Genomic DNA, 24,953 nt, shown 5'->3' on the forward strand with positions numbered 1-24,953 from the left:
TCATGCCAAGTCGCCCGCTCCCGCTTTTGGCGCCGCTGACGCCAGCCTGACGCCGCGGCCGCCGCCCTGGCTCGCGGCCCCCTCGCCGATCAGTTCGATTCCGGCGGCGGCCAGCGCTTCGACCAGCTTCATCAGCGAATCGACATTGCCGCGGATCACCCCTTCGGAGGCTTCCATGCGCTGGATGGTCGGCAGCGACAGGCCGCAGCGTTGCGCCAGCTCGCGCTGATCAATCCCAAGAAGCGCGCGGGCGGCGCGCAACTGCGCGGCGGTGATCACGGGATTTACCCCTCCGCAGAATTCTGAGAGAATCCAGCTACTATACCTCCAAATTGATGTGTCAAGCATCAATTAGCAGGTTTTCGGCATCACCGTATTCGGACGGACCAATCCGGTCATTCCCAGGCGCTCGCCGAGGGCGAGCGAACCCGGAATAAAGAAGTTGTCGGCGCGGGATTGTCGGGTTCGATGCTATCGCATCGCCCCGGAAGGACGGGGCCAACTAAAATTCGTCGACGATCTTGGTCAGCATCGCGAGCAGCGCGGCGCGATTGGTGGGGCCGAGGAGCTCGTTGAGCCGCGCCTCGTGCTTGCCCGCGACGAGCCGTTTTGCCCGGGCCAGCATGTTGCGGCCCCTCTCCGTCAAGAGCAGGATGTGCGAGCGGCGGTCGTTGGTCGAGCGCACCCGCTCGCAAAGCCCGCGGCTTTCCAGGCCGTCGAGCATCGAGACGAAATTCGGCCGCAGGATCCCGAGCGTATTGGCAATCTCGGTCTGGTTGCGGCCGGGATTCTTCTCCAGCAGGAGCAATACGGAGAATTGCGCCGGCGTGAGCTGCAGGGGGGCCATGCAGCGCAGAAAATCCTCGAAGATTTTGAGCTGCGCGCGTTTCAGCGTATAGCCGAGCAGTTCGGAGAGCTCGCCGAGCTGGAGCGCTGTGGTCTCGGCGGGCTCGGGCGGCTCCTTGCGGGCTCTTGCGGCCTCGGCGACAGCAATCTTGGAAACGGTCATCGCCCCATGCTCGCGATCACGACAGGTTGGAAACGGCAAGGCCGGCCAGCAGCCTTGAGATTATATTCGATAATTGTTATTCAACATATCAAATATCGGCACAGCTTTTCAACTGCCGCGACGGGCCGGCCTTGCTTTGCAATCAGGCCGGACATCAGGGGGAGCGTCCGCACTTGAACTCCACGATCATGCTGTTCCTGGTGCAGGACGGCATCACCAATGGCGCGATCTACGCCCTCTTGGGGCTGGCACTTGTGCTGGTGTTCGCCGTAACGCGCGTGATCCTGATCCCACAGGGCGAGTTCGTCACCTACGGTGCGCTGACCTATGCCTCGCTGAGCGCCGGCCAGATGCCCGGCACGGCGAAGCTGGCGCTCGTGATGGGTATTGCCGCCTTTGCCTTCGATCTGTTCGCCGCGCGACGGCTCCTCCGCTGGCAAAAGCTCGCGCGCGCCTTCGCGGTCAATGTCGTTTTGCCCGGCGCGGTGCTGGCGCTGACGTCGTGGCTGGCCGGCCGGCATTCGCCGGTTCTGGTCAATGTCGGCGCCTCGCTTCTGATCGTGGCACTGATCGGCGTCTTCCTCTATCGCCTCGCGTTCCAGCCGCTCGCGCACACTTCGGTGCTGGTGCTGCTGATCGCCTCCGTGGGCTGTCATCTCGCCATGCAAGGTTTGGGGCTGTTGTTCTTCGGCGCCGAAGGACAGCGCGGACCTGCGCTTGCGGATGCCGCCGCAACATTGGGCCCGTTGCGTTTCACCGGACAAAGCATCGCGGTCTATGCTCTCACCGTCGGCTTCATCGTCGCACTCTGGCTGTTCTTCGGCTTGACCGTTTACGGCAAGGCGCTGCGCGCCACCGCCGTGAACCGCCTCGGCGCGCGGCTCGTCGGGATCAGGACCTCGCTGTCGGGACAGATCGCCTTCCTGCTCGCGTCCGTGATCGGCGCGCTCTCGGGCATCCTGATCGTGCCGATCACGACGCTCTATTACGACACCGGATTTTTGATCGGCCTCAAAGGCTTCATTGCCGCGATCATCGGCGGCCTGGTCAGCTATCCGCTGACCGCCATGGCCGCGCTCCTGGTCGGTGTCGTCGAGGCCTTCTCCTCCTTCTATGCCAGCAACTTCAAGGAAGTCATCGTCTTTACGCTCTTGATCCCGGTGCTGCTGCTGCGCTCGCTCGCCGCGCCCGCGGTCGAGGAAGAGGGAGAGTAAGCGATGCGCGAGCGCTGGCCCGTTCTCGTTTTCGCGGCCCTGATGGCGGCAATTCCCTTTGTGCCTGACGTTCCGCCGTTCTGGATCGTACTGCTCGACAATATCGGCCTCTCCGCGCTGGTGGCGATGGGGCTCGTGCTGCTGACCGGCGTCGGCGGCCTCACCTCGTTTGGCCAGGCGGCGTTCGTCGGCTTCGGTGCCTACACCACGGCGGTACTGACCACGGCCTATGGCGTCTCGCCCTGGCTCGCGTTGCCGGCTTCGCTCGCGGTGAGCGGCGTCGCCGCGGTGCTGCTCGGCCTCGTCACCGTGCGGCTGTCAGGCCATTATCTGCCGCTCGGCACCATCGCCTGGGGGCTCGGGCTGTTCTATCTGTTCAGCAAGCTGGAATTCCTCGGCCGCAACGACGGCATTTCGGCGATCCCGCCGCTCTCGATCGGTGCGCTGAAGATGCTCGATCCCGGCACGATCTATTACGCGATCTGGATCGCGGTATTCGTCTCGGCGCTGCTCACCTTGAACCTGTTGGACTCCCGCACAGGCCGCGCCATCCGGGCGCTCCGGCGCGGCCACGTTGCAGCCGAAGCCTTTGGCGTGCAGACACCGCGCGCCAAGCTTCTTGTCTTTATCCACGCCGCGGTGCTGGCGGGACTCTCGGGCTGGCTCTATGCGCATTTCCAGCGCGCGGTGAATCCGACGCCGTTCGGCGCGCAGGCCGGCATCGAATATCTCTTCATCGCGGTGGTCGGCGGTGCCGGCTATGTCTGGGGCGGCGTGCTCGGCGCGGCGATCGTGGTGGTGCTCAAGGAGGTGCTGCAGAGCTATCTGCCGCTTCTGTTGCACGGCGAAGGCCAGCTCGAGATCATCGTATTCGGTATCCTGCTGGTGGCGCTGCTGCAGCTCGCCCCAGCCGGCGTATGGCCGCTCGTGATGTCCTGGCTCCCGCTCAAGACCGCCCGCAAGCGCCCCGACGTCTCGCTCAAGCTCGCCTCGCGCGAGCGGGCGCCGCACGAGGCTGGCGTGCTGCTGCAGCTCGAGAAGGCGCGCAAGCAGTTCGGCGGCGTGGTGGCGGTGAACGACGTGTCCTTCGCCGTGCGGCCGCGCGAGATCGTCGCGCTGATCGGCCCGAACGGCGCCGGCAAGAGCACGACGTTCAACCTGATCACCGGCGTGCTCACGGCGACCAGCGGCTCGATCTCCGTGCTCGGCAAAAGGCTGCGCAATCCGCCGCCACAGGAGGTCGTCAAGCTCGGCGTCGCCCGAACCTTCCAGCATGTGAAGCTGGTGCCCGACATGAGCGTGCTGGAGAATGTCGCGATCGGCGCGCATCTGCGCGGCCACGCCGGCCCGCTCGCCAGCATGTTCCGCCTCGACCGCATGGATGAAGCAAAGCTGTTCGCGGAAGCCGCGCGCCAGATCGAGCGCGTCGGTCTTGCCGAGCAGATCGACCAGCCGGCCGGCTCGCTCTCGCTCGGTCAGCAGCGCATTGTCGAGATCGCCCGCGCGCTTTGCGCCGATCCGTTGCTGCTGCTGCTGGACGAACCGGCCGCGGGCCTGCGGCACATGGAAAAGCAGCGGCTCGCCGCGCTCTTGCGGCAATTGCGCGACAGCGGCATGTCGGTACTGCTGGTCGAGCACGACATGGGATTTGTGATGGATTTGGCCGATCGCGTGGTCGTGCTCGATTTCGGCACCAAGATCGCGGAAGGAACGCCGGACGCCATCAAGACGAATCCGGAAGTGATCAGAGCCTATCTTGGAGCCGCCGCATGAGCGAGCTGCTGACGGTGACCGATGCCCATGTCGCCTATGGCAAGGTCGAGGCGGTCCGTTCGGTCTCGCTCGAGGTTGGCGCGAACGAGATCGTCACCATCATCGGCGCCAACGGCGCCGGCAAGACCACGCTGCTCAACGCCATCATGGGCGTGCTGCCGCTCAAGGGCCGCATCGGCTTTCTGGGGGCGGACCTGACACAGCTCGAGATCGAGGACCGCGTCGGCTTAGGGTTGAGCCTAGTGCCGGAGCATCGCGAACTGTTCTGGAGCATGAGCGTCGAGGACAATCTTCTGCTCGGCGCCTTCCGCGGCACATCGGCTGGTTCGGCTAGCGCGTTCGAACGAGTCTATACGCTGTTTCCGCGCCTGAAGGAGCGGCGCAAGCAGCTCGCAGGCACGCTGTCCGGCGGCGAGCAGCAGATGCTGGCGATGGGCCGCGCGCTGATGGGCGCGCCCAAACTGTTGATGCTGGATGAGCCGAGCCTGGGGCTCGCTCCGATCATCGTTGCCGATATTTTCCGCACCGTCTCCGAACTGCGCAGCGCCGGCGTCTCCGTGCTGCTCGTCGAGCAGAACGCGCAGGCCGCGCTGAAAATCGCCGACCGCGCCTATGTGATGGAGCTCGGCGAGTTCGTGCTGCAGGGAAGCGCGGCCGAGATCGAGCGCCACGAAGGCGTCGCCGCCAGCTATCTCGGCTTCCAGCACGCGGGCGAGAGCGGAATCTGAACATTCAACTCACGCGGAACCTCCCGCAAGTGTGAAGCAGGCGCGCTTTGCTTTCGCAGCAGTGCAAACTATCCTCAAACGGGGCCGTTGGGGATGTCGCATGTCGAACAAGCTTGCGGTCCTTGGTTGCGTGCTGGCTCTGGTCGAAGCGTCGATCGCATCCGGCGCGCGGGCTGAACCTGATTTCAGCGGTGTGTGGCTCCCGGACATAAGGGACCAGAAGCGCCAGGAGACGGCGAACATGCCGCCCTGGAAGCCGGAGATTCTAAGCCAGGTTCAACATCTGATTGCCGAGGAAAAGGCCGGGCGCCCGTTTCTGGTGCTGAGCCACTGCCTGCCGCACGGCATGCCGAGCTGGATGCTGATCACGCATAATGCATTCGAGTGGCTCGCAACTCCCGGTCGCATCACCATGCTCGGCGAGGTCGATGGCAACCGGATGCGGCGAATCTACACCGATGGTCGCCAGCATCCCGAGGATCCCGATCCGACGTTGCACGGCCATTCGATCGGCCATTGGGAGGACGATACGCTGGTGGTCGACACCACCGCGATCGTGCCGCAAGCCTACATCGCGATCAGCGAAGCGGTCGGCATTCCCAACAATGGCGACATGCACGTCGTCGAGCACATTCATCTCACCGAGCCGAACGTGATGCATGATGATCTCGAGATCACCGCGCCGAAAGTTCTCACCACGACCTGGAACACGACACGAATTTTCCGCCGCTACCCCAATCGCCACTATGAAATCATCGAGGGCGAGTGCGAGCAGGGAGACCTGATCCCAGGCAAGGACGAGCACGGCAACGACATATTCATCTCCAACCCGCAAAGCGCGTACGGAGCGGTTCGCACGGACAAATAGGGAATGATCGAGATGCCGGTGAAGGCTTTTTCTCTTGCCGCTGCACTGATGCTGGGCTTTCCGACCCTCGTGGCAGCGCACCATTCGGGTGCCGCCTATGACCAGGAACATCAGCAGACCACGCAGGGCACGGTCAAGCAGGTCAACTGGACCAACCCTCACATCACTTTTGTCGTCGAGACCGACGCCAAGGACGGCAAGCAGGCCGAAACCTGGGTTTTCGAGGTCTCAAGCCCCGGCGTGTTGACGCGTTCCGGCTGGACCAAGCGCTCGTTGCAGGTCGGCGATCACGCGACCTTCCAATATGCTCCGCTTCGTGACGGCAAGCCCGGCGGGCTGCTGCGAAAGGTGACGCTGCAGAACGGCCAGGAACTGACCTACACGCTGACGCCTGAAATGGAGCAGTAGTCCGGCGATGGAAGCCGCCCTGACCGCATTTTCCAAATGGCTGGCGACAACGTCGCTCAGCCATGCGATCCAGGCGGCGGGTTGGATCATTCCGACGCTGCAGACCATACATATTCTGAGCGTGGCGGTCGTGTTCTCATCCGCGGTGCTGGTGGATTTGCGCCTGTTCAGACTGTTTGAGCGCGACCAGCCGCTGCGCGAGGTGGCGCGGCGCTTTCTGCCGGCGATCTGGCCCGTGCTGCTCGTCCTGCTCGCAACCGGAAGCCTGCTGATCATCGGCGAGCCGCGCCGCTCGCTGGTTAATCCAACCTTTTACCTCAAAATGACGCTGCTCCTTGTCGCGGTCCTGCTGACGGCAGGCCTGCAGAGATCGATCGCTTCCGCACCGGTCGCTTGGGAGAAGGATCGAAGCCGCCGGATGGCGGGCAAGGCTCTTGCAACGGTATCGATCCTGATCTGGTGCGGCATCCTGTTTGCCGGGCGCTGGATCGCCTACACGCAGGCCGGCTGATGTCGGAATTTCAGGATATCATTGCCTATTTCGAGGAAAGCGGGCTCGCGGAAAGCATTCGCGAGAACGACACGTTGTTTCCACTCATCGAGTCCGTCCACGTGATCGCCATCTGCCTCGTTGTCGGCTCGATCCTCGTCCTGGACCTGCGCCTGCTCGGGCTCGCGTCCATCCATCGGCCCGTGAGCCGGCTCGCGGGTGCCATCCTGCCGGTGACGTGGGCTGCATTCGCGATTGCGGCGACCTCCGGCTTTTTGCTGTTCATCTCCAATGCGACCAAATATCTCGAGAACGGCTATTTCGTCGCCAAGATCTGTCTGATCTGTGCCGCCGGGGTGAATATGCTGATCTTCCATGTCATCAGCGCGAGGGATCTGCCGCAGTGGGAGAAGGAGCGGCGACCGCCGCTGCGGGCGCGCCTTGCAGGCGCGGTCTCGATCCTGCTCTGGATTGCGGTCGTGGCTTGCGGGCGCTGGATCGGATTCACCATGCAGGTGCTTTGAGATGGGCAGCATTCGCGCATCTCTCGGCGTTGCCGTCGCGGTCGTCATCTCCGCCCTCGCCGTATCGCCATCGCTGTCCGACAATGCGCCATCGCTGCCACCCTTCCAGCCCCATGTCGACATGAAGACGTTCATGGAACACGTGCTCAGTCCCGCCGCAGCGATCATCTGGAGCACCAACGGCACGATCATCGACGAGAAGGGCGAGCATGACCTTTCGCCCAAAACGGACGACGACTGGGAGAAGATCGTCAGCGGCGCGGCAACGCTGGCGGAGGCAACGAACGCGCTGATGATCCCGCAGCGGGCGCTGGATGCGCACTGGAACGATTACGTCAACAAGCTCGCGGCCGCCGCGGACAAAGCCTATCGCGCCGCGGAGGCGCACGATCTGAAATCCATCTCCGAAGTCAGCGACCGGCTCGACGGCATTTGCGCGGCCTGCCACCGTCATTACGGGCTGGAGTAGATGACCAATTCCCAGTGAAGGACGACGGCCCGGCTCCCGCAGCCGGGCCGTTCATCCTTCGAGGCTCGCTGTCGCGAGCACCTCCAGCGACAAACGGCGAAGCCGTTTGCGCGGGGATGACGGTTTGAGGCTGGTGCTTGCTTGGATCAAAGGGGCCTATCCACTGATCACCCGCTGTCGCAGGGTGACGACAGTGGTGCTTGCGGCAGCCTCACTCCGCCAGGACGTATTTGCCGTTTTTCACCGTGAGCAGGATGCGCGAGCGGTCGTCGAGGCCGTAGCGGTCGGTTTCGGTGAAATTATAGACACCCTGGCTCGCCGGAATTTCGCGTTCGGTCAGCAGCGCCTTTCGGATCGCCTCGCGGAATTCGCTCGTGCCGGGTTGTGCCGTTTTCAGCGCGGTCGGGACGACACGGTCCAGAACCAGGAACGCATCATAGGAATGGCCGGCGAACTGGCTGCGCGGGCCGTATTTGGCTTCATAGGCCTTGTCCAGCGCCAGGCCCGGCTTCTTGGTCAGCGCGCTGTCGGGCTGATCCTCCGGATCCATCACGGGACCCGAGACCATGATCACGCCTTCGGCGGCTTTGCCGGCGATGCGGATGAAATCCATGCTGGCGGCGCCGTGGGTCTGATAGATCAGGCCCTTGTAGCCGCGGTCGCGCAGCTCGGTCTGCGGCAGCGCGGCGGCGGTGCCGGAGGCGCCGACCAGGATGGCATCGGGATTGGCGGCGACGAGCTTCAGCACCTGGCCGGTGACCGATGTATCGGGGCGCGCGAAGCGCTCGTCATCGACCAGCGTCATGCCCATCGGGATGCCCTGCTTCTTGAAATCGTTCAGCCAGAGATCGCCGTAGGAATCGGAGTAGCCGATATAGCCGACGGTCTTGATGCCATGCTTCTTCATGTGGTCGTACAGCGCCTTGCCGACGATCGGAATCGGCTGCGGCATCGTCACCGACCACTTCGCCCGTTCCGGCGTGATCGGGAACGGCGCGAGCCCGATATGCGGAATGCCGGCCTCGTTGGCGACGTTGGACACCGCGATCGTCGGCGGCGTCGTGGAAGAGCCCATGATGATGTCGGCCTTGGACTCCGTGACAAAGCGCCGCGCATTGGTGGTGGCGTTGGTCGGGTCGCCGCCGTCGTCCAGCACGATCACTTTCAAGGGATGGCCTGCGATCTCCTTGGCCACGAAGTCGAGCGCGTTGCGCTCGGGGATGCCGAGCGCAGCCGCCGGCCCCGTCGTGGAGATGCTGATGCCGATGGTGATCTCATTGGTCTGCGCGCCCGCCGGCGCGCCCGGCAGCGCAAGGCTGAGCGTCAGCGCCGCGGCAGACAAAAGGGCCTTCCTCATTCGTTCCTCCCTGCAATGTTCGCTTGTTCCAGAGCAGAACTTGCCCTGCAGTTCAACCCTCTCTTTAGGTGTGCATCACCCCTGCATGAACTTCTCGACGACCTCGCTCGGCACCGGTACGGATTTGAGCTTGTCAGCATCATCGGGATCGCGGCCGACCAGCACGCGGGTCTCGAAGGCCTCGATCGCCAGCGCCTCGCCCTTATAGACCTTGTGAGTGACCTCGAAACTCGACCGCTTAAAACTCTCGATCCGGCTTTCGATCGTGATCCAGTCGCCGTAGGTGGACGGGATGTAGAATTTCGCCCGCGTGTCGACCATGGGAATACCGACCAGCCCGTAGCGCTTGACGAGGTCCTGCTTGGAAAAACCCGCCACCTCGAACATGATCGAGGTGGAATCGTCGAACATCGCGAAATAACGCGGATAGTAGACGATGTTGGCGGGATCGCAGTCGCCCCACTGTATCTGGACATCGCGCCGGTGCACGAACATGCGGTTGCCTAGCTTCTATGCTTGCCGCGACGATGGTTCACCTCTCCCCGGTGGGGAGAGGTCGCGCCCACCGGGTCGCGCCAAAGGCGCGCCCGATGGCAGGCTCCGGCGCGGATGAGGGGCCGCTGCTCCACGAGAGACCATAACCCCTCACCCGATTTGCTCCGCAAATCGACCTCTCCCGATGGGAGAGGTGCAGGCGAGCTTGCAGCAAGCGCCGGCGTCATCTCAATCACTTCGGCGCCATGCGCAGTGCGCCGTCGAGGCGTACCACCTCGCCGTTGAGATAGGGGTTGTCGATCATGTGCAGCGCGAGCGAGGCGAACTCCTCGGCCTGACCGAGCCGGTGCGGGAACGGGATCGCGGCGGCGAGCGAGTCCTGCGCCTCCTGCGGCAGGTTCGACAGCAGCGGCGTGAGGAACAGGCCCGGCGCGATCGTCATGACGCGGATGCCGAACTGCGCGAGCTCGCGCGCGATCGGCAAGGTCATCGCGACGATGCCGCCCTTCGAGGCCGAATAGGCCGCCTGTCCGATCTGGCCGTCATAGGCGGCGACGGAGGCGGTGTTGATGACGACACCGCGCTCGCCGCTTGCAAGCGGCTCGAGCTTGGACATCGCGGCGGTCGCGACGCGCAGCATGTTGAAAGAGCCGATCAGATTGATCTTGATCACCTTCTCGAAATCCGCCAGCGGCATCGCTCCATCACGGCCGACCACGCGTTTAGCAACACCGATGCCGGCGCAGTTCACCAGCACGCGCGCCGGGCCGTGCGCCTTTTCGGCCTGCGCAATTGCGGCCTCGGCGGCAGTCGACTCCGACACGTCGCAAACGATTGCCGTGCCCTTGATCTCGGCCGCGACGCTTTCCGCCAGCTTGGCATTGAGATCGCAGACCGCGACCTTCGCGCCCTGGGCGGCGAGCTTCCGCGCGGTGGCGGCGCCGAGCCCCGATGCGCCTCCGGTGACGATGGCGGCCTGATCCTTCAACAACATGATGCTCTCCTTAAATTGGCTCTACAGCGCGATGAGATTAGGCTTACCTTGGCAACGGCGAAGGTCCACCTCTCCCGCAGGGAGAGGTGGCGCGAGTCCGTGGATGGGCTGCGGCAAACAAGACACGTCCTTCCTTCAGCCTAGCGTGATCACATCATCCGCCGGCGTCGGTGCATAAAGCTGTTCGATCAACTCCTTGCGATGTTCCAGCACCGCGCGCTGGTTGATCGAGCCCTTGTCGGTGACCTCGCCGCGGTCGATTGATAGCGGCGCATCGAGCAGGATCGCGCGGGTGATCCGCGTCGAGGAGCCCGTCGCGCTCGACAGAAACTTTTCAAACCGCTCGCGGAAGGCCGCGCGCACCAGCGGATCGGCGGCGGTGGCCTTGAGGTCGTCGAAAGGCAGCGTCGCGTTGATCAGCCGGCAGCCGTCGAGGTCGAGCACGACGATCGCCGCGATCTCGTCGCGGTTGATGCCGGCGATCACGACGTCGCGCACCAGCGGCGCGCAGGCCGCGATGAAGCGCGCGCGCAACGGACCGACGCTGACCCACGTTCCGCTCGCGAGCTTGAAATCCTCGGCAATGCGGCCGTCGAAATCGAACCCGGCATGCAGATCATTGGGATCGGCGGGCTTGAGCGCATCGCCGAGCTTGTAAAAGCCTTCCTCGTCGAAAGCGGCCTTGCTCATGTCGGGCTGGCGCCAATAGCCCGGCGTGACATTCGGCCCCTTCGCGCGCACCTCGAGCTTGCCGTTGTTCGGCACGAGCTTGGCCTCGTTGCCCGCCACCGGCAGCCCGACATGGCCGGAGCGGCTGGTGCGCGGATTGGCCGCCATGAAATACGGCGCGGTCTCGGTCGCGCCGAGCCCGGTCAGCATCGGCACGCGATGGCCGGTCGCCTGCACGGAAAGCTCATCAAGGCTGTTCCAGACATAGGGCGAGAGCGCCGCACCCGAGAAGAACATCGCATGCAGGCGGCTGAAGAATTTTTCACATAAGCCTGCATCGTCGCGGAAGTAAGGCAGCAGCGACTCGTAGCCTTTGGGCACGTTGAAATAGACCGTCGGCGCGACCTCACGCAGATTGCGCACGGTCTCTGCGATGCCTTCCGGCGTCGGCTTGCCCGCATCGAGATATATCGAGCCGCCATTATAGAGCGTGAGCCCGACATTGTGATTGCCGCCAAACGTGTGATTCCAGGGCAGCCAATCGATGATGACAGGAGGCTCGTCCTTGAGGAACGCCATCGTTTCGCGCAGCATGACCTGATTGGCGCAGATCATGCGCTGCGTGTTGATGACCGCCTTGGGATTGCCTGTCGACCCCGAGGTCAGCAGGAATTTTGCGATCGTGTCGGGGCCGATCTTGTCATGGGCCGCATCAAGGCTCGGATGCAAGGGCGTCGCCACCAGATCCTTGAGCAGCGTCACGTCGCGGCCTGGCACGCCGCCGTAAGCCGCTGCGATCTCGGTGCCGAGCGACACGTTGGCGAGAAGCGCATCGGCAAACTTGTCGGCGTCATCGGCAAAGACGAGGCCCGGCGTCAGCAGCTTCATCACATGCGCGAGCTTGCCGTAGTCCTTCGAGACCAGCGAATAGGCCGGCGACACCGGGCAGAATGGAATGCCTGCATAGAGCGCGCCGAAGGCGACCAGCGCGTGATCGATCGAATTCCCGGAAAGAATGACCACGGGCTTTTCGGCCGACAGCCCCCGCTTCAGCAGGCTCGAGGCGATATGCCGGCTGCAGACCAGCAGTTCCGCATAGGTGAGCTGCCGCCATGCGCCGCTGTGCTCGCGCTCCGCCATGAAGACGCGGTCCGGCGCGACGCCCGCCCAATAATGCAGGCGGTCGGTGATGCGGACCGGATAGTCCTCGAGGGTACGGGTCGGGCGCAGATAGATGGTGCCGTCGGATTTTCGCTCGATCAAGACGGCCGGATCGCGGAACGAGATCGCGCGCAGTGGATGATGGGCGGCGGCGCGGCCGGTTTCGCCGGCTGCCGTTGACACGATCATGTTCGGCTGCGCGCTCATGTCGACCCCGGTTTCACCTTTGCGGTTCTGTGCTCGAGAAAGGCGCGGATGCGGCGCTTTGCCTCTTTGTCGCTCTGCGCCACGGTGGCCATCAGCGATTCCATCAGAAGCCCTGTCTGCGGATTGGCTTCCGCGATCATCGGCAGCGCCTGCAGCACGGCAAAATTGGTCAGCGGCGCGTTCGACGCGATGCGCTCGGCGAGCTCCATGGCTTTGGCCAGCGCGCCGCCCTCCTCGACGAGATATTGCGCAAAACCGTAGGCCGAGCCTTCAGTGGCGGAATAGACGCGCCCCGTGAGCATCATGTCCATCATCCGCGGCACGCCGATCAACCGCGGCAGCCGGACCGAGCCGCCGCCGCCAACGAAAATGCCGCGCTGGCCCTCCGGCAGCGCGAAATAAGCCGACGGCTCGGCGACGCGGATATGCGCGGCGCAGGCAAGCTCCAGTCCGCCGCCGATCACCGCGCCCTTCAGCGCGGCGATCACGGGCACGCGGCTATATTGAATGCGATCGAACACGCGATGCCACATCTGCGAATGCCGCAGGCCTTCGGTGGCGTCGTGCTCGGTCAGCTCGGAGAGATCGAGACCGGAGGAAAAATGATCGCCGACGCCGTGAATGACCACGGCGCCGATATCGTCGGGAAGCTTTGCAAAAGACTCGCCGATCGCGAGAATAATGCCGTCATTGAGCGCATTGCGCTTGGCCGGACGGTTGAGCCCGACCGTCAGCACCGCGCCGCTTTTCTCGATTTTCAACAGCGCGGCATGTTCCGCGTCGGCGGCAGAGGCGTTTCCCATCGGGTTATTGTGTCCTGTTCGGAATAGTTATGTTGTATAACGATTTCGGGGGGAGTCAATAAGCTGTCGTCCCGGCCAAGCGAACTCCCGGCGACGCGCAGCGTCGCCCGGTGGAGCGCGAGCCGGGACCACAGCGCGATGCGTGGCCGCGGCCCGCCCAAATTCAGTGTCGTCCCGGCGAAAGCCGGGACCCATAGCCAAAGGAGTGGTTTGAGGTACGGCGACGATCATCGTGCCCCAACGCGACATCATGCGGTATGGGTCCCCGCTTTCGCGGGGACGACGTGTGGAGGCAGCGGAAACTGACGGTCACAGCACCTGATGCACGTCGATCACCACGCGCATCGCATGGCGGGCGACGGAGGCGACGAAGAGGTGCTCCATCAGCCAGCGGTACTTTTCATGGCCTGTTTCGAAGTTCGGTGAGGTCCGGCAATAGATCAGCTTGGGATCGACCGCCTCGTTGCGCTTAAGTTTTTGCAGGAGATCGACAGGTCCAAAGCGGATCCCCTTGTTCTCGACATAGATCACCGCGCCATCGTCGGTCTCAAGCGCGTATTTCGCCTCCAGCTCGATCAGCTCGTTGGGCCGGATGATCTGGAAATCCGCGCCGAACGGAAGAACCTTGCCATTGATCTCGCCCCGCACCTCGCCGCCGATGATCGGGATAACGCGGCGAACGCCATGGCCGATGTCGCCGGCGCTGACCACCTCGCCGATCAGCGCGGTGATGGTGAAGACGTATTTGGTTTCGAGCACCGGGATCATCGCGACAAACTCCGAGGTCTGGCTCTTGCTGTGATCATTTCTCCTGGAGGTGACCGGCTTGCCGGATGAGGTTCACCAAATGCACCGCGTCATGCACGCGCGGGGGTGACCGGTCCGAATCGCGGTCGGCGCGTTCGACGATCACCAGATCGTCTTTGGGAATGACCATGGCGTATTGACCGCGTGCTCCCCATGCGAAATAGGACCCGGCCGGGAGGCGAGGCGCACGGCGGGACGGAGCGGGCATGTCCGCAGTCCACCAGAGATATCCATAGCCAAACCCGTCTTCGCCATCCGAGTGAGGCATGGTGCTTTCCCGGACCCAATCCGTTGGTACGACCTGCTGATCGTTCCAACGCCCGCCGTTCAGAAAGAGCAGAGCAAATCTGGCAAGGTCCCGCGTACTCATCCGGAATGTATAAGCGGGGTGAACGGACGCGGCACCCCGGGAATAGCGCTGCGAGCGCGGATCATAGTCCTGCATGCCGATTTTTCGGGCGATCTCATCATCGAAGGCCTGGTAGATCGACGTGCCGACCGCCTTCTCGTAGATCGTACCGAGCGCATTGAAGTCCCAGTTGTTGTAGTACCAGAAGGTCCCCGGCGCGTGGCTCAGCCGCGGCGGTCGCTTCGCGGCCATCGCGGGTGTCTCATAGAGCGCCGGATGGTAGATGCCGGATCGGGCTTCCAACAGCATCAGGACCGTCGCCTGCTTCTCCTCGGCAGAGAGAGCCGGCGCATTGTCGTCGATACCAAGCTGCTGGAGCGTGCTGCCAAGGTCGATCTGGCGGTGTGAAACTGCAATTCCAATCAGAGCATCGAGCAGGCTCTTGCGGACGGAGGCAAGCTCCATCGGCTTGCTGGTGTCACCCCACTCGGCAACGACAGAGCCGTGCTGAACGATCATCACCGCGGCGAAATTGTGCTCGTCTGCAAAAGCCCTTGCCTCGGCGAGGGTTGTTGCGGCCCATCCGGATGCCTCGGGAGGGACATGAGTCCACTCGCCTGCCGGCGCAGGCTGGGCTAATGCCGGACTAATGACTAGGCTGAAAATGATCAGCCAGGCGTACCACACGGCGCGAGTGCTCCTTCAAGTCCCTACTGTTTTTTTGATAAGTCCTAACCCGCCATGCGCTGCGGCAGCCAGGTTGCGAGCAGCGGAAACGTGATCAGGATCACCAGCCGAATCAGGTCGGTGGCCACGAACGGCAGCACGCCCTTGAAGATGGTGGAGAAGGATACGTCCTTCACCACGCTCTTGATTACGAACACGTTCATGCCCACGGGCGGATGGATCAGACCAAGCTCGACCGTCATCACAATGATGACGCCGAACCAGATCGGATCGAAGCCGAGATGCGAAACCACCGGGAAGATGATCGGGACGGTGAGGATGATCATCGCCATCGCATCCATCAGGCAGCCGAGCACCAGATACATCAGCATGATGACCGCAAGCACGCCGTAGCTGCCGAGCCCGAGCGAAGTCAGGAACTCCGTCACTTTTTGCGGCGTCTGGGTGACCGTGAGGAAATAGCCGAAGATCAGCGCGCCGATCAGGACGGTGAAGACCGCCGCCGCGGTGCGCGTCGCCTGCAGGAGCGAAGCAAGAATCTTCTCCTTGTCGAGCCGGCCGGTGACGACGCCGATCAGGAACGCGCCGGTCGCGCCGACGCCGCCGGCTTCGGTCGGCGTGAAGCGCGGCAGGAAGGGAAGCCCATAGAGCCCGCCGATCACGAAGATGAACAGCAGCACCGGCGCCCAGATGTCCTTCAGGCCCATAAATCGCTCGCGCCAAGCGAGCGGCTTGCCCTGCGGCAGAAAGCCGGGCGCCAGATAGCCGATCAGCGCGATCGTGATCATGTACATGGTCATCGCGAGCAGGCCTGGGATGATGCCGGCGATGAACAATTTGCCGATATCCTGCTCGGTGATGATGCCATAGACCGCGAGCACCGTGGATGGCGGCAGCATCGCGCCCAAGGTGCCGCCCGCCGCGATCACGCCGGTGGCAAAGGACTGCGGATAGCCGAACCGCCGCATCTCCGGATAGGCGACCGCGGAGAACGTCGCGGCGGTGGCAACCGAAGAGCCGGAGATCGCGGCGAAGCCGCCGCAGGCGGCCACCGTCGCGATCCCCAGGCCGCCGCGCAGGTGACCGACAAACCCATTGGCGGCACGGAACAGTTCGCGGCTCATGCCGGATTGGCTCACGAAGGTTCCCATCAACAGAAACATCGGGATGACGCCGAAGGTGTAGTCGGTCACCGTCCGCATCGAGGTCTGCCCGACCAGTTTCAGCGCCTGCGTGCCGCCGACGAGATAGGAAAAGCCTGATACGCCGACGAGGCCCATCGCCATGCCGACCGGCACGCGCAAGAGCATCAGCGCGAACAGCGCCACGAACCCGATGACGGCAACGGCGTCGGTACTCAGCAAAGCAGTCACTCCGTGGCCTTGATTTGGGGATCGTGCATGTCTTCGGGATGGAAGATCAGCCGGTAGGTGCGGATCGCGATCAGGAGCACCGCGGAGATGTCGCCGATCCAGGCCACGGCAAAAAACGGCCAGACCGGCATGTGCAGGTCGAAGGTCAGCACGTGGTCGTTATAGGTGCCGCGCACCTTGTCGAACAAAGTCCAGGTCTGCACCGTGACGACGAACAGCAGCACCAGCGTCGCGAACACGTCGATCATGCGCTGATAGCGCGGCCCGACATTGGCCCAGACCAGATCGACGGTGATGTGCGTCCCACGGTAGGAGGTCGCGGCGATGCCCCAGAAGATCAGGATTCCGAGCAGCATCCGCCCGATGTCGAAGGAATCGGGAATGGCATAATTCAGCGTGTTGCGCAGCAGCACCGAGACGAAGATATCCAGCGCGACAATGCCGACGAATCCCGCCGCGATCCATTCGATCGTGTCGATAAAGCGATCCATCGTCGCGCGGTTCATGTTTGTTCCCCTGATCATTGCAAGGTGGAGGCGGAAGAAGATGCCACCGTCGTTAAGGCAAGATGAAATTAGGGTCGATCGGTTGCAGCGGGGTCACCTCTCCCCAGCGGGGAGAGGTCGGATTGCGCGTGACGATGCGAAGCATCGTCCAGTGCAATCCGGGTGAGGGGCCGCAACTCTCAGTGGAGACCGTGACCCCTCACCCGGATCACATCTGTCGATGTGATCCGACCTCTCCCTACGGGAGAGGTGAACCGAGTCTGAGGCTCGCACCGATTGAACCAAACTCATCTCGCTCCAAAGACCAGACCTCACCTACTGCGCCAAGGCGTTATACTTCGCGAGCGAGGCCTTCAGCTCGTCCAGCGCCTTGTCCGGATCGACGCCGGTCTTCCTGACGCCATCGCCCCAGGTCTTCACCAGCGGCTCGGCCGCCTTCTTCCACAATGCGGTCTGCTCGGGAGTCAGCTTGTAAACGTCCTGGCCTGCTTCGGCCTTGATCTTGTCGACGCCGGCGTCCTCGAACTTGCCCCAGGGCTCGCCGACACGGCCCGCGGCCTCGGTGTTGCAGTTATCGTCGATCGCCTTCTTCTGGCGATCCGACATCTGGTTGTACTTGTCCTTGTTCATCACGAAGACGAAGGTCGTGACGTAGAGCGGCGCATCCATGTGATACTTGGTCACCTTGTCGACGCCGAACAGCAGCAGCGAACCCGCCGGGAAGGTGACCCCGTCGGCAACGCCGCGCTCGATGATGTCACGCACTTCCGGAGCCGAGGACTGCACATTGGTGCCGCCGAGCTGGGTGACGAAGTTGGCGATGGTCGCATCCGCCGGGCGAATCTTCATGCCCTTGACGTCCTCGGGCACCACCACCTTCTTGGTGCGGGTGTGGAACGCCGAGGGCGTGTGGACGAAGGCGAGGCAATATTTCACGTCCTTCATCTCGCTCTGCGCATATTTGCGGTACCAGGCATCCAGCCCTTCCGAGCCGCCCTTGGCGTTCGCGATCAGGAACGGAAGCTCGCCCGCGCCGATGATCGGAAACCGGCCGGGCTGGTAGCCGGGATTGACATAGGTAATGTCGGCGATGCCGTCGCGCGCCATGTCGTAGTGATCGAAGGCCTTGCCGAGCTGCTGGGCGGGGAACACCTGGGACTTGATGGTGCCGCCGGACTCCTTCTCGACCGCCGCGGCCCAGTCCTCCAGCGATTTCTGCAGCGGATGCGATGCCGGCACCCAATGCGAGATTCTCAGATTGAAGGTTTGCTCCGCCCCGAACGCAGGCGTCACGCCGATCGCCAGCAGCAACGCCAACCATGCCTTCCTCATCGGCTCTCTCTCCCTTTCGCCAGGCCTTACGCTTCGTCGCGCTTCGCCCTCTGCAAGGCGTTCACGGCCCTTTGCAGATATTGTTATATGATATAATTATCATTGCAAGCCGGCGGCTTTCGCCCCGGGCCGGCTCGTTTGAAGCCTATAACATTGGAGGAAACAAGTATTGCGGACAAAAGTCGCAATCATTGGCGCGGGGCCGGCGGGATTGTTGCTTGGGCAACTCCTCCGCATCTATGGCATCGACAATATCATCCTGGAGAAACAATCGGCGGAGTATGTGCTCGGCCGCATTCGCGCAGGCCTGCTGGAACAAGGCACGGTCAAGCTGCTGGACGAGGTCGGCGCGGGCGAGCGGGCCCATCACGAGGGCCTCGTCCATGACGGGATCGAGCTTGCCTTCGGCGGCGCCCGTCATCGGATCGACATGAAAGCATTGACCGGCAAGACCGTGATGATCTACGGCCAGACCGAGGTGACGCTGGATCTGATGAACACGCGCAAAGCGGCGGGACTGACGACCGTCTATCAGGCGGCAAATGTCACGCCGCTCGATTTTGATACCGACCATCCGCGCGTCACCTATGTGAAGGACGGCGTCAGCCACGAAATCGGTTGCGATTTCATCGCCGGCTGCGACGGTTTCCACGGCATCAGCCGCGCCAGCGTCAAGCCGACGGCGATCGAAGAGTTCGAGCGGGTCTATCCGTTCGGCTGGCTCGGTATCCTCTCCGAAACCCCGCCGGTCTCGCATGAGCTGATCTACAACAATCATGAGCGCGGATTCGCGTTGTGCACGATGCGTTCGATGCACCGCAGCCGCTATTACCTGCAATGTTCGTTGGACGATCACATCGACCACTGGCCCGACGACCGCTTCTGGGACGAATTGAAGCGGCGGCTCGACCAGCGGGCGGCCGACACGATCGTCACCGGTCCCTCGATCGAAAAGAGCATCGCGCCGCTGCGCAGCTTTGTCGCCGAGCCGATGCGGTTCGGGCGCATGTTCCTGGCCGGCGACGCCGGCCATATCGTGCCGCCGACCGGCGCCAAGGGCCTGAACCTCGCCGCGAGCGACGCGCACTATCTGGCCGTGGCGTTGCGCGAGTTCTATGACGAGAAATCGTCCGCCGGCATCGACAATTATTCCGCCACCGCGCTCGCGCGCGTCTGGAAGGCGGTGCGGTTCTCCTGGTGGATGACCTCGATGCTGCACAAATTTCCCGACACCGGCACTTTCGGCGCGCGCATTCAGCTCGCGGAGCTGGATTATGTCTGCAGCTCCCAAGCGGCGATGGCCTCGCTGGCGGAGAACTATGTGGGGCTGCCGTTCTGAGCTCGCACATTGTCTCCGTCATTTCGGGGCGATGCCACCCGGTCCGCGGAGCGCGGCCGGATGACAGGCTCCGCGATCGAACCCGGAAATCTCGAGATTCCGGGTCTGGTCCTTTGGACCATCCCGGAATGACGGGGGACTCGTTTCAGACCTCCATGCAAAACCCCGTTTAAAACTTTGTAGGCGGTGAAAACGTCACACCTTTCGCGTTCAATGGCGCCATGTCTTGCCAACACGCGAGCCGCCCATGACCGAAACGATCCCCGCGGGCTTTGAACCGCACTTCCGCAAGAGCCCGTTCACCGATCCGTGGGAGCCGCTCTATTCCAAGCGGACGGAGAAAGCTGTTGCGCTTGGGCTGCGGCTCGCAACACCTCACACCAATTCTCGCGGGCTGATCCATGGCGGACTGATCGCCTCGCTTGCCGACAATGCGATGGGCTATAGCTGCGCCCAGGCGACGGGCTGGACGGTGAGGCTGGTGACGATCAATCTCTCCGTGGATTTCGTCGGCTCCGCCGAAATCGGCCAATGGCTTTCAGTCGAGTGCGAGGTGATCAGGACCGGCAGCACCATCTGTTTTGCGCAAAGCCTGATCAAGGCGGACGATGTCGTGATCGCGCGGGCGAACGGCACGTTTCGCGTGGTGCCGCAGAAGGGGTGAGCGCGCCCCTTCTCCCTCGTCATGCCCAGGCTTGTCCCGGCGATGACGAGCAAGTGGCAGCCGCATCACGTCACCCAAACCGCCAATCTGAAGTCTCGACCACGAGATCGATAAAGGCGCGCACCTTCGCCGACAACAGCCGCGAGGTCGGATAGACGATATGGATCGGCAATGCCGGCCGCTCGAACTTTTGCAGCACGATCCTGAGCCGGCCGTGCTTCACCGCGTCGGCCGCCTGATAGGCCAGCACGCGCGTCAGGCCGCCGTCGGCTTCGGCATGCTGGATCGCGGCATCGGCGTTGTTGGTGGAAAAGCGCGGGGTCACGGTCACTTCCAGCTCGCTTTCCTCCTTGCCGAAGCGCCATTCCGCCGTCGCGGCCAGCGCGCCGAACTGGATGATCTGGTGCGCGGCGAGCGCCTCCGGCGTCTTCGGCTCGCCATGCGCCTTCAGATAAGCGGGCGAACCCACCACGATGCGCCGCATGTCGCCGACATGCCGCGCCACCAGCGAGGAATCCGGCAGATGCCCGATCCGCACCGCGAGATCGACGCCGTCCTCGACCAGGTTGACCATGCGGTCCTCCAGCCGCAACTCGCCTGATACCTCGCCATAGCGCTTCAGGTACGCCGACATCACCGGGCTGACATGCAGCCGGCCGAAGCCGACCGGCGCCGAGACCACCAGCCGGCCGGTCGGGCGGGTGCGCTCGCCTTCGGCCGCGAGCTCGGCTTCCTCGATATCGGCGAGGATACGCCTGGCACGCTCGAGATAGCGTGCGCCGGCATCGGTCAGCGACACCTGGCGCGTGGTCCGCTGCAACAGCCGCACGCCGAGCCGTTCTTCGAGCGCGGCGATGAGCCGGGTCACCGCCGGCGGCGACAGGCCGAGCTTGCGGGCGGCGGGCGCGAAGCCGTGGGCATCCGCCACCGTCACAAAGGCCTGCATGGCTTCGATCCGGTCCATGGATATTATTGCATATCCTGCAACGATGAAGTGTCAATCGGCTTGATTGTTTTAGCCGGCAAAAGATCCATTTTAGGCGGCAAGACCGGGCCACAAGCCCGCGGGAGACGTTCCGATGTCAGAGACCCATGTCTATCCGAGCGACGTTGCCTTCACGCCGGCGGTCAAATCGATCCAGGCCCGCAAGGGCTCGCGCGAGCATTATGCGCAGGCCGAGCAGCGCGGCTGGCGCACCGAGATCGACGAGAACCTCGCGGCCTTCCTGGGCGAGGCCAACAGCTTTTTTCTGGCCACCGCCTCGGCCTCCGGCCAGCCCTACATCCAGCATCGCGGCGGACCACCGGGTTTCCTGAAGGTGCTGGACAAGCACACGCTGGCGTTTGCGGACTACGCGGGAAATCGCCAGTACATCACGCAAGGCAATCTCGCGGAAAACCCGAAGGCCTATATCTTCGTGATGGACTATGTGCATCGCCGGCGCGTGAAGATCTGGGGCGAGGCCCGCGTCGTCGAGGACGACGCCGCGCTGACGCAATCGCTGATGCCGAAAGGCTATCGCGCGCGGCCCGAGCAGGTGATCCTGTTCACGGTCGCCGCCTGGGACACCAACTGCCCGCAACACATCCCGCAAAAATTCGATGCCGCCGATGTCGCCGCGGCGCTCGCCGCGCGCGATGCAAGGATTGCGGAATTGGAAGCGGAAGTCGCGGCGTTGAAATCGTAGGGTGAGTTGAGCAAAGCGAAACCCGCCGCAGCGTCGGAAACAAAAATGGTGGGTTTCGCTTGCGCTCTACCCACACTACGAACTCCCGCCTTAGGCCGCCTCGCGCTCGGCCTTCCACGCGAATTCCGGATAATATTGGCCCATCATCCGATCGACATAGGCGGTGAGGTTGGCAAACTGCTCCGCCCGCTCCCGCAAACGCGATGAGAAGAACGGCGTCAGGATGCCGGCCAGTGCGCCGAAGGCGGTGGCGTCGGTGCCGCAGGGTTTCGCGCCCATCAGATAGGGCTTGTCGCCGAGCTGCACCGAGAGCGCGAACAGCGAGCGCACCGCGAGCTCGACATCATCGTCCGGGGCGTGGCGGCCCAGGCCGCTCAAGAGATAGTTCTCGGCGACGCGGAACTGCGCGTCCTCGCGCAGCTTCTCGCGGCGGTGTTCGGGCGCACCGTCGAAGAAGTGCGCCGGCCCCTTGGCGAAATTCTCCGGATCGACCCAGCGCGCGCCGACCAGCGCCCAATAAACATGGTGCTCGATCATCCGCTCGAAGGCCCAGGCCTGCGCGCGCTGCGCCCGGTCGAGGCCCTCGTCGAAATCAAAGCCGTATTTGCGCTCGATATGGGCGCGGATGAAGGTGGAATCGGCGATCGCCTGCCCCTCGTCCTCGATGAAGGGGAGCTGCCCCTTGGGCGAGGCCGGCGGCATCGCCCGTTCCTTGCGATAGGCGAGGCCAGCCATTTTGAGCTGGACCTCGGTCTTGGTCACAAACGGGCTGATTTCCGGCAGGCCGAAACCGGTGCCAAAGCCAAACAGGGTGATCATGCGCGAGCTCCCGATGTCGTGATGGCGGTAAGCCCTAGCGCCGCCCTGCTGCCACCATGGTGTCAGCAGCCGTCACGGACTTGGCGAATCGGGCTCCCTGAAGCGCGCGGCGGGCGATATTTTCGACCCAGGCGTTCGCGGCCCGACTGAGCGCAGCCGACAGCAGGCCGATCACCGCGAGGCGAAGGTCACCGGAGGCGACATTGAGAGCGACCAGGCGCTCGAAGGCCAAACAACCCAGTCTCGTCTGCAGCGACTGCCAGCAGCCGCCGACATCCAGGTTATAGAGAGTGGTCATGGACAAAATCCCTTCATTTGAAGCGTTGTCCCGTTATAGAAAACCCCTGCTGCCAACATCCTGTCAGCAGCAGCAAGTCCTCGTTTTCAAACGAGAAATTCCATGAGACGCGCCGACCGGCTGTTTCAGATCATTCAGGTCTTGCGACGATCGCGGAATCCCTTGACGGCGGATGCGATCGCGGTGGAACTCGAGACCTCCAAGCGCACGATCTATCGCGACATCGCGACCCTGATCGGCCAGCGCGTGCCGATCCGCGGCGAGGCCGGCATGGGCTACATCCTGGAAAAGGGCTTCGACCTGCCGCCCCTGATGCTGACGCCGGACGAGATCGAGGCGGCGGTATTGGGCGCGCAATGGGTGGCCAGCAATGCCGATGCCGTGCTGGCGCGCGCGGCCGAGGATCTGATGGCCAAGATCGCCGACACAGTGCCGGAACGCCTGCGTCCCTTCGTGCTCGAGCCCGCGAGCCGCGCCCGCGCCAACTGGCGCAAGGAGCCCGACCGCATCGACATGGCGCGGACGCGCAGCCAGATTCACGAAGGCAAGAAGATCGCGCTGCACTATCGCGACGAGCAGGGCCGCGACAGCGAGCGCACGATTTGGCCGATCGCGATCGGCTATCACGAGGCGGTGCGCATCCTCGCGGCCTGGTGCGAGCTCAGGCGTGATTTCCGCAGCTTCCGCACCGACCGCGTGATCGATGCGCAATATCTCGACGAGAAATACCCTGAAAGGCGCGACGCGCTGCGCGCCAAATGGCGGCGCAGCCTGGTGTGGGAGCATCCGAAGGATGTCTGAGGCGAATGGTTTTCACTGCGCGTCCGCCGCGACGGACAACCCGTGCGTCACCTGCGGCGCCTGCTGCGCCTATTCGGAAAACTGGCCGCGCTTCTCGACCGAGGATGACGCGGCGCTCGAGCTCATTCCCAAGCAATTGGTGAATGCGCGCGGATCCGGCATGGCCTGCGAGAACGACCGCTGCGCGGCGCTCACGGGCCGCATCGGCGTCGCCACCTCCTGCGCGATCTACGCAATCCGCCCCGACGTGTGCCGCACCTGCATGCCGGGCGATGCCGAATGCACCATGGCGCGACGGAAGTTCGGATTGCCGGCGCTGTGATGGCGCTGGCGCAGACCGCAACGAGCTCCATTGTGTCGTCCTGGCGAAAACCAGGACCGTTGTTTGGCCAATCACTCTTCTCCGTCATGCCCGGGCTTGTGCCGCCTGCGGGGCCGGAGCCCCTTCGGCGAGGCGAAGGCCCGGGCATCCACGTGCTTCCTCGTTGCGGGCGGCAGAAACGTGGATGGCCGGGACAAGCCCGGCCATGACGCCGAGGGTTAGCGATTTCCCGTTCACAACAACTGCCTGTGATTATGGGCGCTGGCTTTCGCCAGGGCGAGCAGCGTGAGATCAGGCCGTCACCGCCTCACCGACGTCATCATCCTCCTCGTCCCGGAGCGGCGAGAAGGTGGCGAGCGGTTTGGTCGAGAGCGTGATCGGCTTGCGGCCACTTGCGGATGATTTGGCGCGGCCGGCGGATGCGCGGGATTGGGCATAGAGGACTGAGCCGACACGGCCCCCGAGCTGGGCCAGTTCGCGCTCGCTGCAGCTTGCGGCAATGGCGAGCGCCAGCGAATGCAAATGGCTCCTGCGGTAGCAGAACAGCGCGAGTTGCGCCCGCACATCGGACGAAACGCTTTCGACGAGCCTGGCGAGCCCATGCTCATTGGCGCGGTACATCTCGCCGAGCAGTTCTTCCCGCACCGGGCAGCGCTCATTGTCGTAGGCGTCGCGGCTGGAAAACATCGCAGATCCTCTTGGTGCTGAGGATGCAATGCAATCTGCTAACGAAAGGTTAACCAGGCGCGCCGGTAGTTTCACGGATGCCTTGATCGGGAGCCGCGAATCGGAGTGGGCG

29 protein-coding genes are annotated in these 24,953 nt (G+C 63.5%); 13 read left to right on the forward strand and 16 right to left on the reverse strand.

What is annotated here, in order from left to right:
- Entirely contained in the window at nt 1–279 is a 279-nt protein-coding gene (locus tag P6U23_RS36700; protein WP_407177153.1) for a helix-turn-helix domain-containing protein, read from the reverse strand.
- A 223-nt stretch (nt 280–502) separates the two neighbouring features.
- A complete protein-coding gene (locus P6U23_RS36705; protein ID WP_407177154.1) occupies nt 503–1,009 on the reverse strand; it encodes a MarR family winged helix-turn-helix transcriptional regulator in 507 nt (168 codons plus the stop codon).
- 173 nt (nt 1,010–1,182) lie between these two features.
- Between P6U23_RS36705 and P6U23_RS36710 the strand changes: the two genes are divergently transcribed.
- The 8 genes from P6U23_RS36710 to P6U23_RS36745 all read left to right on the forward strand — a co-directional run bounded on the left by P6U23_RS36710 (nt 1,183) and on the right by P6U23_RS36745 (nt 7,483).
- Nucleotides 1,183–2,223: a branched-chain amino acid ABC transporter permease gene (locus tag P6U23_RS36710; protein WP_407177155.1), complete on the forward strand. Its 1,041-nt coding sequence runs from the start codon at nt 1,183–1,185 to the stop codon at nt 2,221–2,223.
- A 3-nt stretch (nt 2,224–2,226) separates the two neighbouring features.
- Nucleotides 2,227–3,996 carry an ABC transporter permease subunit gene (locus tag P6U23_RS36715; protein ID WP_407177156.1) on the forward strand — a complete coding sequence of 590 codons (1,770 nt, stop codon included), beginning with the start codon at nt 2,227–2,229 and terminating at the stop codon, nt 3,994–3,996.
- On the forward strand, nt 3,993–4,724 hold the full coding sequence (locus P6U23_RS36720) for an ABC transporter ATP-binding protein (protein ID WP_407177157.1): 732 nt from the start codon (nt 3,993–3,995) through the stop codon (nt 4,722–4,724). Before P6U23_RS36715 ends, P6U23_RS36720 begins: the two co-directional genes overlap by 4 nt.
- A gap of 100 nt (nt 4,725–4,824) precedes the next feature.
- Nucleotides 4,825–5,592 (forward strand): hypothetical protein, encoded by a 768-nt coding sequence (locus tag P6U23_RS36725; RefSeq protein ID WP_407177158.1) that lies wholly within the window; start codon nt 4,825–4,827, stop codon nt 5,590–5,592.
- Nucleotides 5,593–5,595: 3 nt separating this feature from the next.
- Nucleotides 5,596–6,000: a DUF6152 family protein gene (locus P6U23_RS36730; RefSeq protein WP_407177159.1), complete on the forward strand. Its 405-nt coding sequence runs from the start codon at nt 5,596–5,598 to the stop codon at nt 5,998–6,000.
- A gap of 7 nt (nt 6,001–6,007) precedes the next feature.
- Complete coding sequence (locus P6U23_RS36735; RefSeq protein WP_407177160.1) at nt 6,008–6,511, forward strand: DUF6644 family protein; 504 nt, start codon at nt 6,008–6,010, stop codon at nt 6,509–6,511.
- Complete coding sequence (locus P6U23_RS36740) at nt 6,511–7,014, forward strand: DUF6644 family protein (protein WP_407177161.1); 504 nt, start codon at nt 6,511–6,513, stop codon at nt 7,012–7,014. The genes P6U23_RS36735 and P6U23_RS36740 overlap by 1 nt, the downstream gene beginning before the upstream one ends.
- A 1-nt stretch (nt 7,015) precedes the next feature.
- The gene (locus P6U23_RS36745; protein ID WP_407177162.1) at nt 7,016–7,483 is read left to right on the forward strand and encodes a hypothetical protein; all 468 of its coding nucleotides are present in this window, start codon (nt 7,016–7,018) and stop codon (nt 7,481–7,483) included.
- A 211-nt stretch (nt 7,484–7,694) separates the two neighbouring features.
- Here P6U23_RS36745 and P6U23_RS36750 read toward each other — a convergent pair whose 3' ends face one another.
- The 10 genes from P6U23_RS36750 to P6U23_RS36795 all read right to left on the reverse strand — a co-directional run bounded on the left by P6U23_RS36750 (nt 7,695) and on the right by P6U23_RS36795 (nt 18,223).
- A complete protein-coding gene (locus P6U23_RS36750; protein WP_407177163.1) occupies nt 7,695–8,840 on the reverse strand; it encodes an ABC transporter substrate-binding protein in 1,146 nt (381 codons plus the stop codon).
- A 75-nt stretch (nt 8,841–8,915) separates the two neighbouring features.
- Nucleotides 8,916–9,335 carry an acyl-CoA thioesterase gene (locus tag P6U23_RS36755; RefSeq protein ID WP_407177164.1) on the reverse strand — a complete coding sequence of 140 codons (420 nt, stop codon included), beginning with the start codon at nt 9,333–9,335 and terminating at the stop codon, nt 8,916–8,918.
- Between the two features lie 232 nt (nt 9,336–9,567).
- Nucleotides 9,568–10,329 (reverse strand): SDR family NAD(P)-dependent oxidoreductase, encoded by a 762-nt coding sequence (locus tag P6U23_RS36760; protein WP_407177165.1) that lies wholly within the window; start codon nt 10,327–10,329, stop codon nt 9,568–9,570.
- Between the two features lie 135 nt (nt 10,330–10,464).
- Complete coding sequence (locus tag P6U23_RS36765; RefSeq protein ID WP_407177166.1) at nt 10,465–12,366, reverse strand: feruloyl-CoA synthase; 1,902 nt, start codon at nt 12,364–12,366, stop codon at nt 10,465–10,467.
- On the reverse strand, nt 12,363–13,169 hold the full coding sequence (locus P6U23_RS36770; protein ID WP_407177167.1) for a crotonase/enoyl-CoA hydratase family protein: 807 nt from the start codon (nt 13,167–13,169) through the stop codon (nt 12,363–12,365). Before P6U23_RS36770 ends, P6U23_RS36765 begins: the two co-directional genes overlap by 4 nt.
- A 309-nt stretch (nt 13,170–13,478) precedes the next feature.
- Nucleotides 13,479–13,937 carry a DUF3237 domain-containing protein gene (locus tag P6U23_RS36775; protein ID WP_407177168.1) on the reverse strand — a complete coding sequence of 153 codons (459 nt, stop codon included), beginning with the start codon at nt 13,935–13,937 and terminating at the stop codon, nt 13,479–13,481.
- Between the two features lie 34 nt (nt 13,938–13,971).
- Complete coding sequence (locus tag P6U23_RS36780) at nt 13,972–15,012, reverse strand: serine hydrolase domain-containing protein (protein WP_407177169.1); 1,041 nt, start codon at nt 15,010–15,012, stop codon at nt 13,972–13,974.
- Between the two features lie 44 nt (nt 15,013–15,056).
- A complete protein-coding gene (locus P6U23_RS36785) occupies nt 15,057–16,373 on the reverse strand; it encodes a TRAP transporter large permease (RefSeq protein WP_407181707.1) in 1,317 nt (438 codons plus the stop codon).
- Between the two features lie 8 nt (nt 16,374–16,381).
- Nucleotides 16,382–16,891 carry a TRAP transporter small permease gene (locus tag P6U23_RS36790; RefSeq protein WP_024510842.1) on the reverse strand — a complete coding sequence of 170 codons (510 nt, stop codon included), beginning with the start codon at nt 16,889–16,891 and terminating at the stop codon, nt 16,382–16,384.
- 315 nt (nt 16,892–17,206) lie between these two features.
- Complete coding sequence (locus tag P6U23_RS36795) at nt 17,207–18,223, reverse strand: TRAP transporter substrate-binding protein (RefSeq protein ID WP_407177170.1); 1,017 nt, start codon at nt 18,221–18,223, stop codon at nt 17,207–17,209.
- Nucleotides 18,224–18,392: 169 nt separating this feature from the next.
- Between P6U23_RS36795 and pobA the strand changes: the two genes are divergently transcribed.
- Nucleotides 18,393–19,562, forward strand: a complete 1,170-nt coding sequence (gene pobA, locus P6U23_RS36800; protein WP_407177171.1) for a 4-hydroxybenzoate 3-monooxygenase — start codon at nt 18,393–18,395, stop codon at nt 19,560–19,562.
- Between the two features lie 247 nt (nt 19,563–19,809).
- Entirely contained in the window at nt 19,810–20,226 is a 417-nt protein-coding gene (locus tag P6U23_RS36805; protein WP_407177172.1) for a PaaI family thioesterase, read from the forward strand.
- A 70-nt stretch (nt 20,227–20,296) separates the two neighbouring features.
- Here P6U23_RS36805 and P6U23_RS36810 read toward each other — a convergent pair whose 3' ends face one another.
- Nucleotides 20,297–21,190 carry a LysR family transcriptional regulator gene (locus tag P6U23_RS36810; protein WP_407177173.1) on the reverse strand — a complete coding sequence of 298 codons (894 nt, stop codon included), beginning with the start codon at nt 21,188–21,190 and terminating at the stop codon, nt 20,297–20,299.
- A 115-nt stretch (nt 21,191–21,305) separates the two neighbouring features.
- Here P6U23_RS36810 and P6U23_RS36815 point away from each other — a divergent pair, with 115 nt between their 5' ends.
- Nucleotides 21,306–21,914 carry a pyridoxamine 5'-phosphate oxidase family protein gene (locus P6U23_RS36815; RefSeq protein ID WP_407177174.1) on the forward strand — a complete coding sequence of 203 codons (609 nt, stop codon included), beginning with the start codon at nt 21,306–21,308 and terminating at the stop codon, nt 21,912–21,914.
- Nucleotides 21,915–22,004: 90 nt separating this feature from the next.
- On the opposite strand, the gene P6U23_RS36820 is transcribed toward P6U23_RS36815, so the two are convergent.
- Complete coding sequence (locus P6U23_RS36820) at nt 22,005–22,733, reverse strand: glutathione S-transferase family protein (RefSeq protein WP_407177175.1); 729 nt, start codon at nt 22,731–22,733, stop codon at nt 22,005–22,007.
- A gap of 34 nt (nt 22,734–22,767) precedes the next feature.
- A complete protein-coding gene (locus P6U23_RS36825; protein ID WP_407177176.1) occupies nt 22,768–23,031 on the reverse strand; it encodes a hypothetical protein in 264 nt (87 codons plus the stop codon).
- Nucleotides 23,032–23,133: 102 nt separating this feature from the next.
- Between P6U23_RS36825 and P6U23_RS36830 the strand changes: the two genes are divergently transcribed.
- Both P6U23_RS36830 and P6U23_RS36835 read left to right on the forward strand, forming a co-directional pair.
- Nucleotides 23,134–23,832, forward strand: coding sequence for a helix-turn-helix transcriptional regulator (locus tag P6U23_RS36830; RefSeq protein ID WP_407177177.1), 699 nt, complete (start codon nt 23,134–23,136; stop codon nt 23,830–23,832).
- A complete protein-coding gene (locus P6U23_RS36835; RefSeq protein ID WP_407177178.1) occupies nt 23,825–24,154 on the forward strand; it encodes a YkgJ family cysteine cluster protein in 330 nt (109 codons plus the stop codon). Before P6U23_RS36830 ends, P6U23_RS36835 begins: the two co-directional genes overlap by 8 nt.
- A gap of 291 nt (nt 24,155–24,445) precedes the next feature.
- On the opposite strand, the gene P6U23_RS36840 is transcribed toward P6U23_RS36835, so the two are convergent.
- Complete coding sequence (locus P6U23_RS36840; protein ID WP_407177179.1) at nt 24,446–24,841, reverse strand: hypothetical protein; 396 nt, start codon at nt 24,839–24,841, stop codon at nt 24,446–24,448.
- Nucleotides 24,842–24,953: the final 112 nt, after the last annotated feature.

Source organism: Bradyrhizobium sp. STM 3562 (genome assembly GCF_045571435.1).
GTDB lineage: Bacteria > Pseudomonadota > Alphaproteobacteria > Rhizobiales > Xanthobacteraceae > Bradyrhizobium.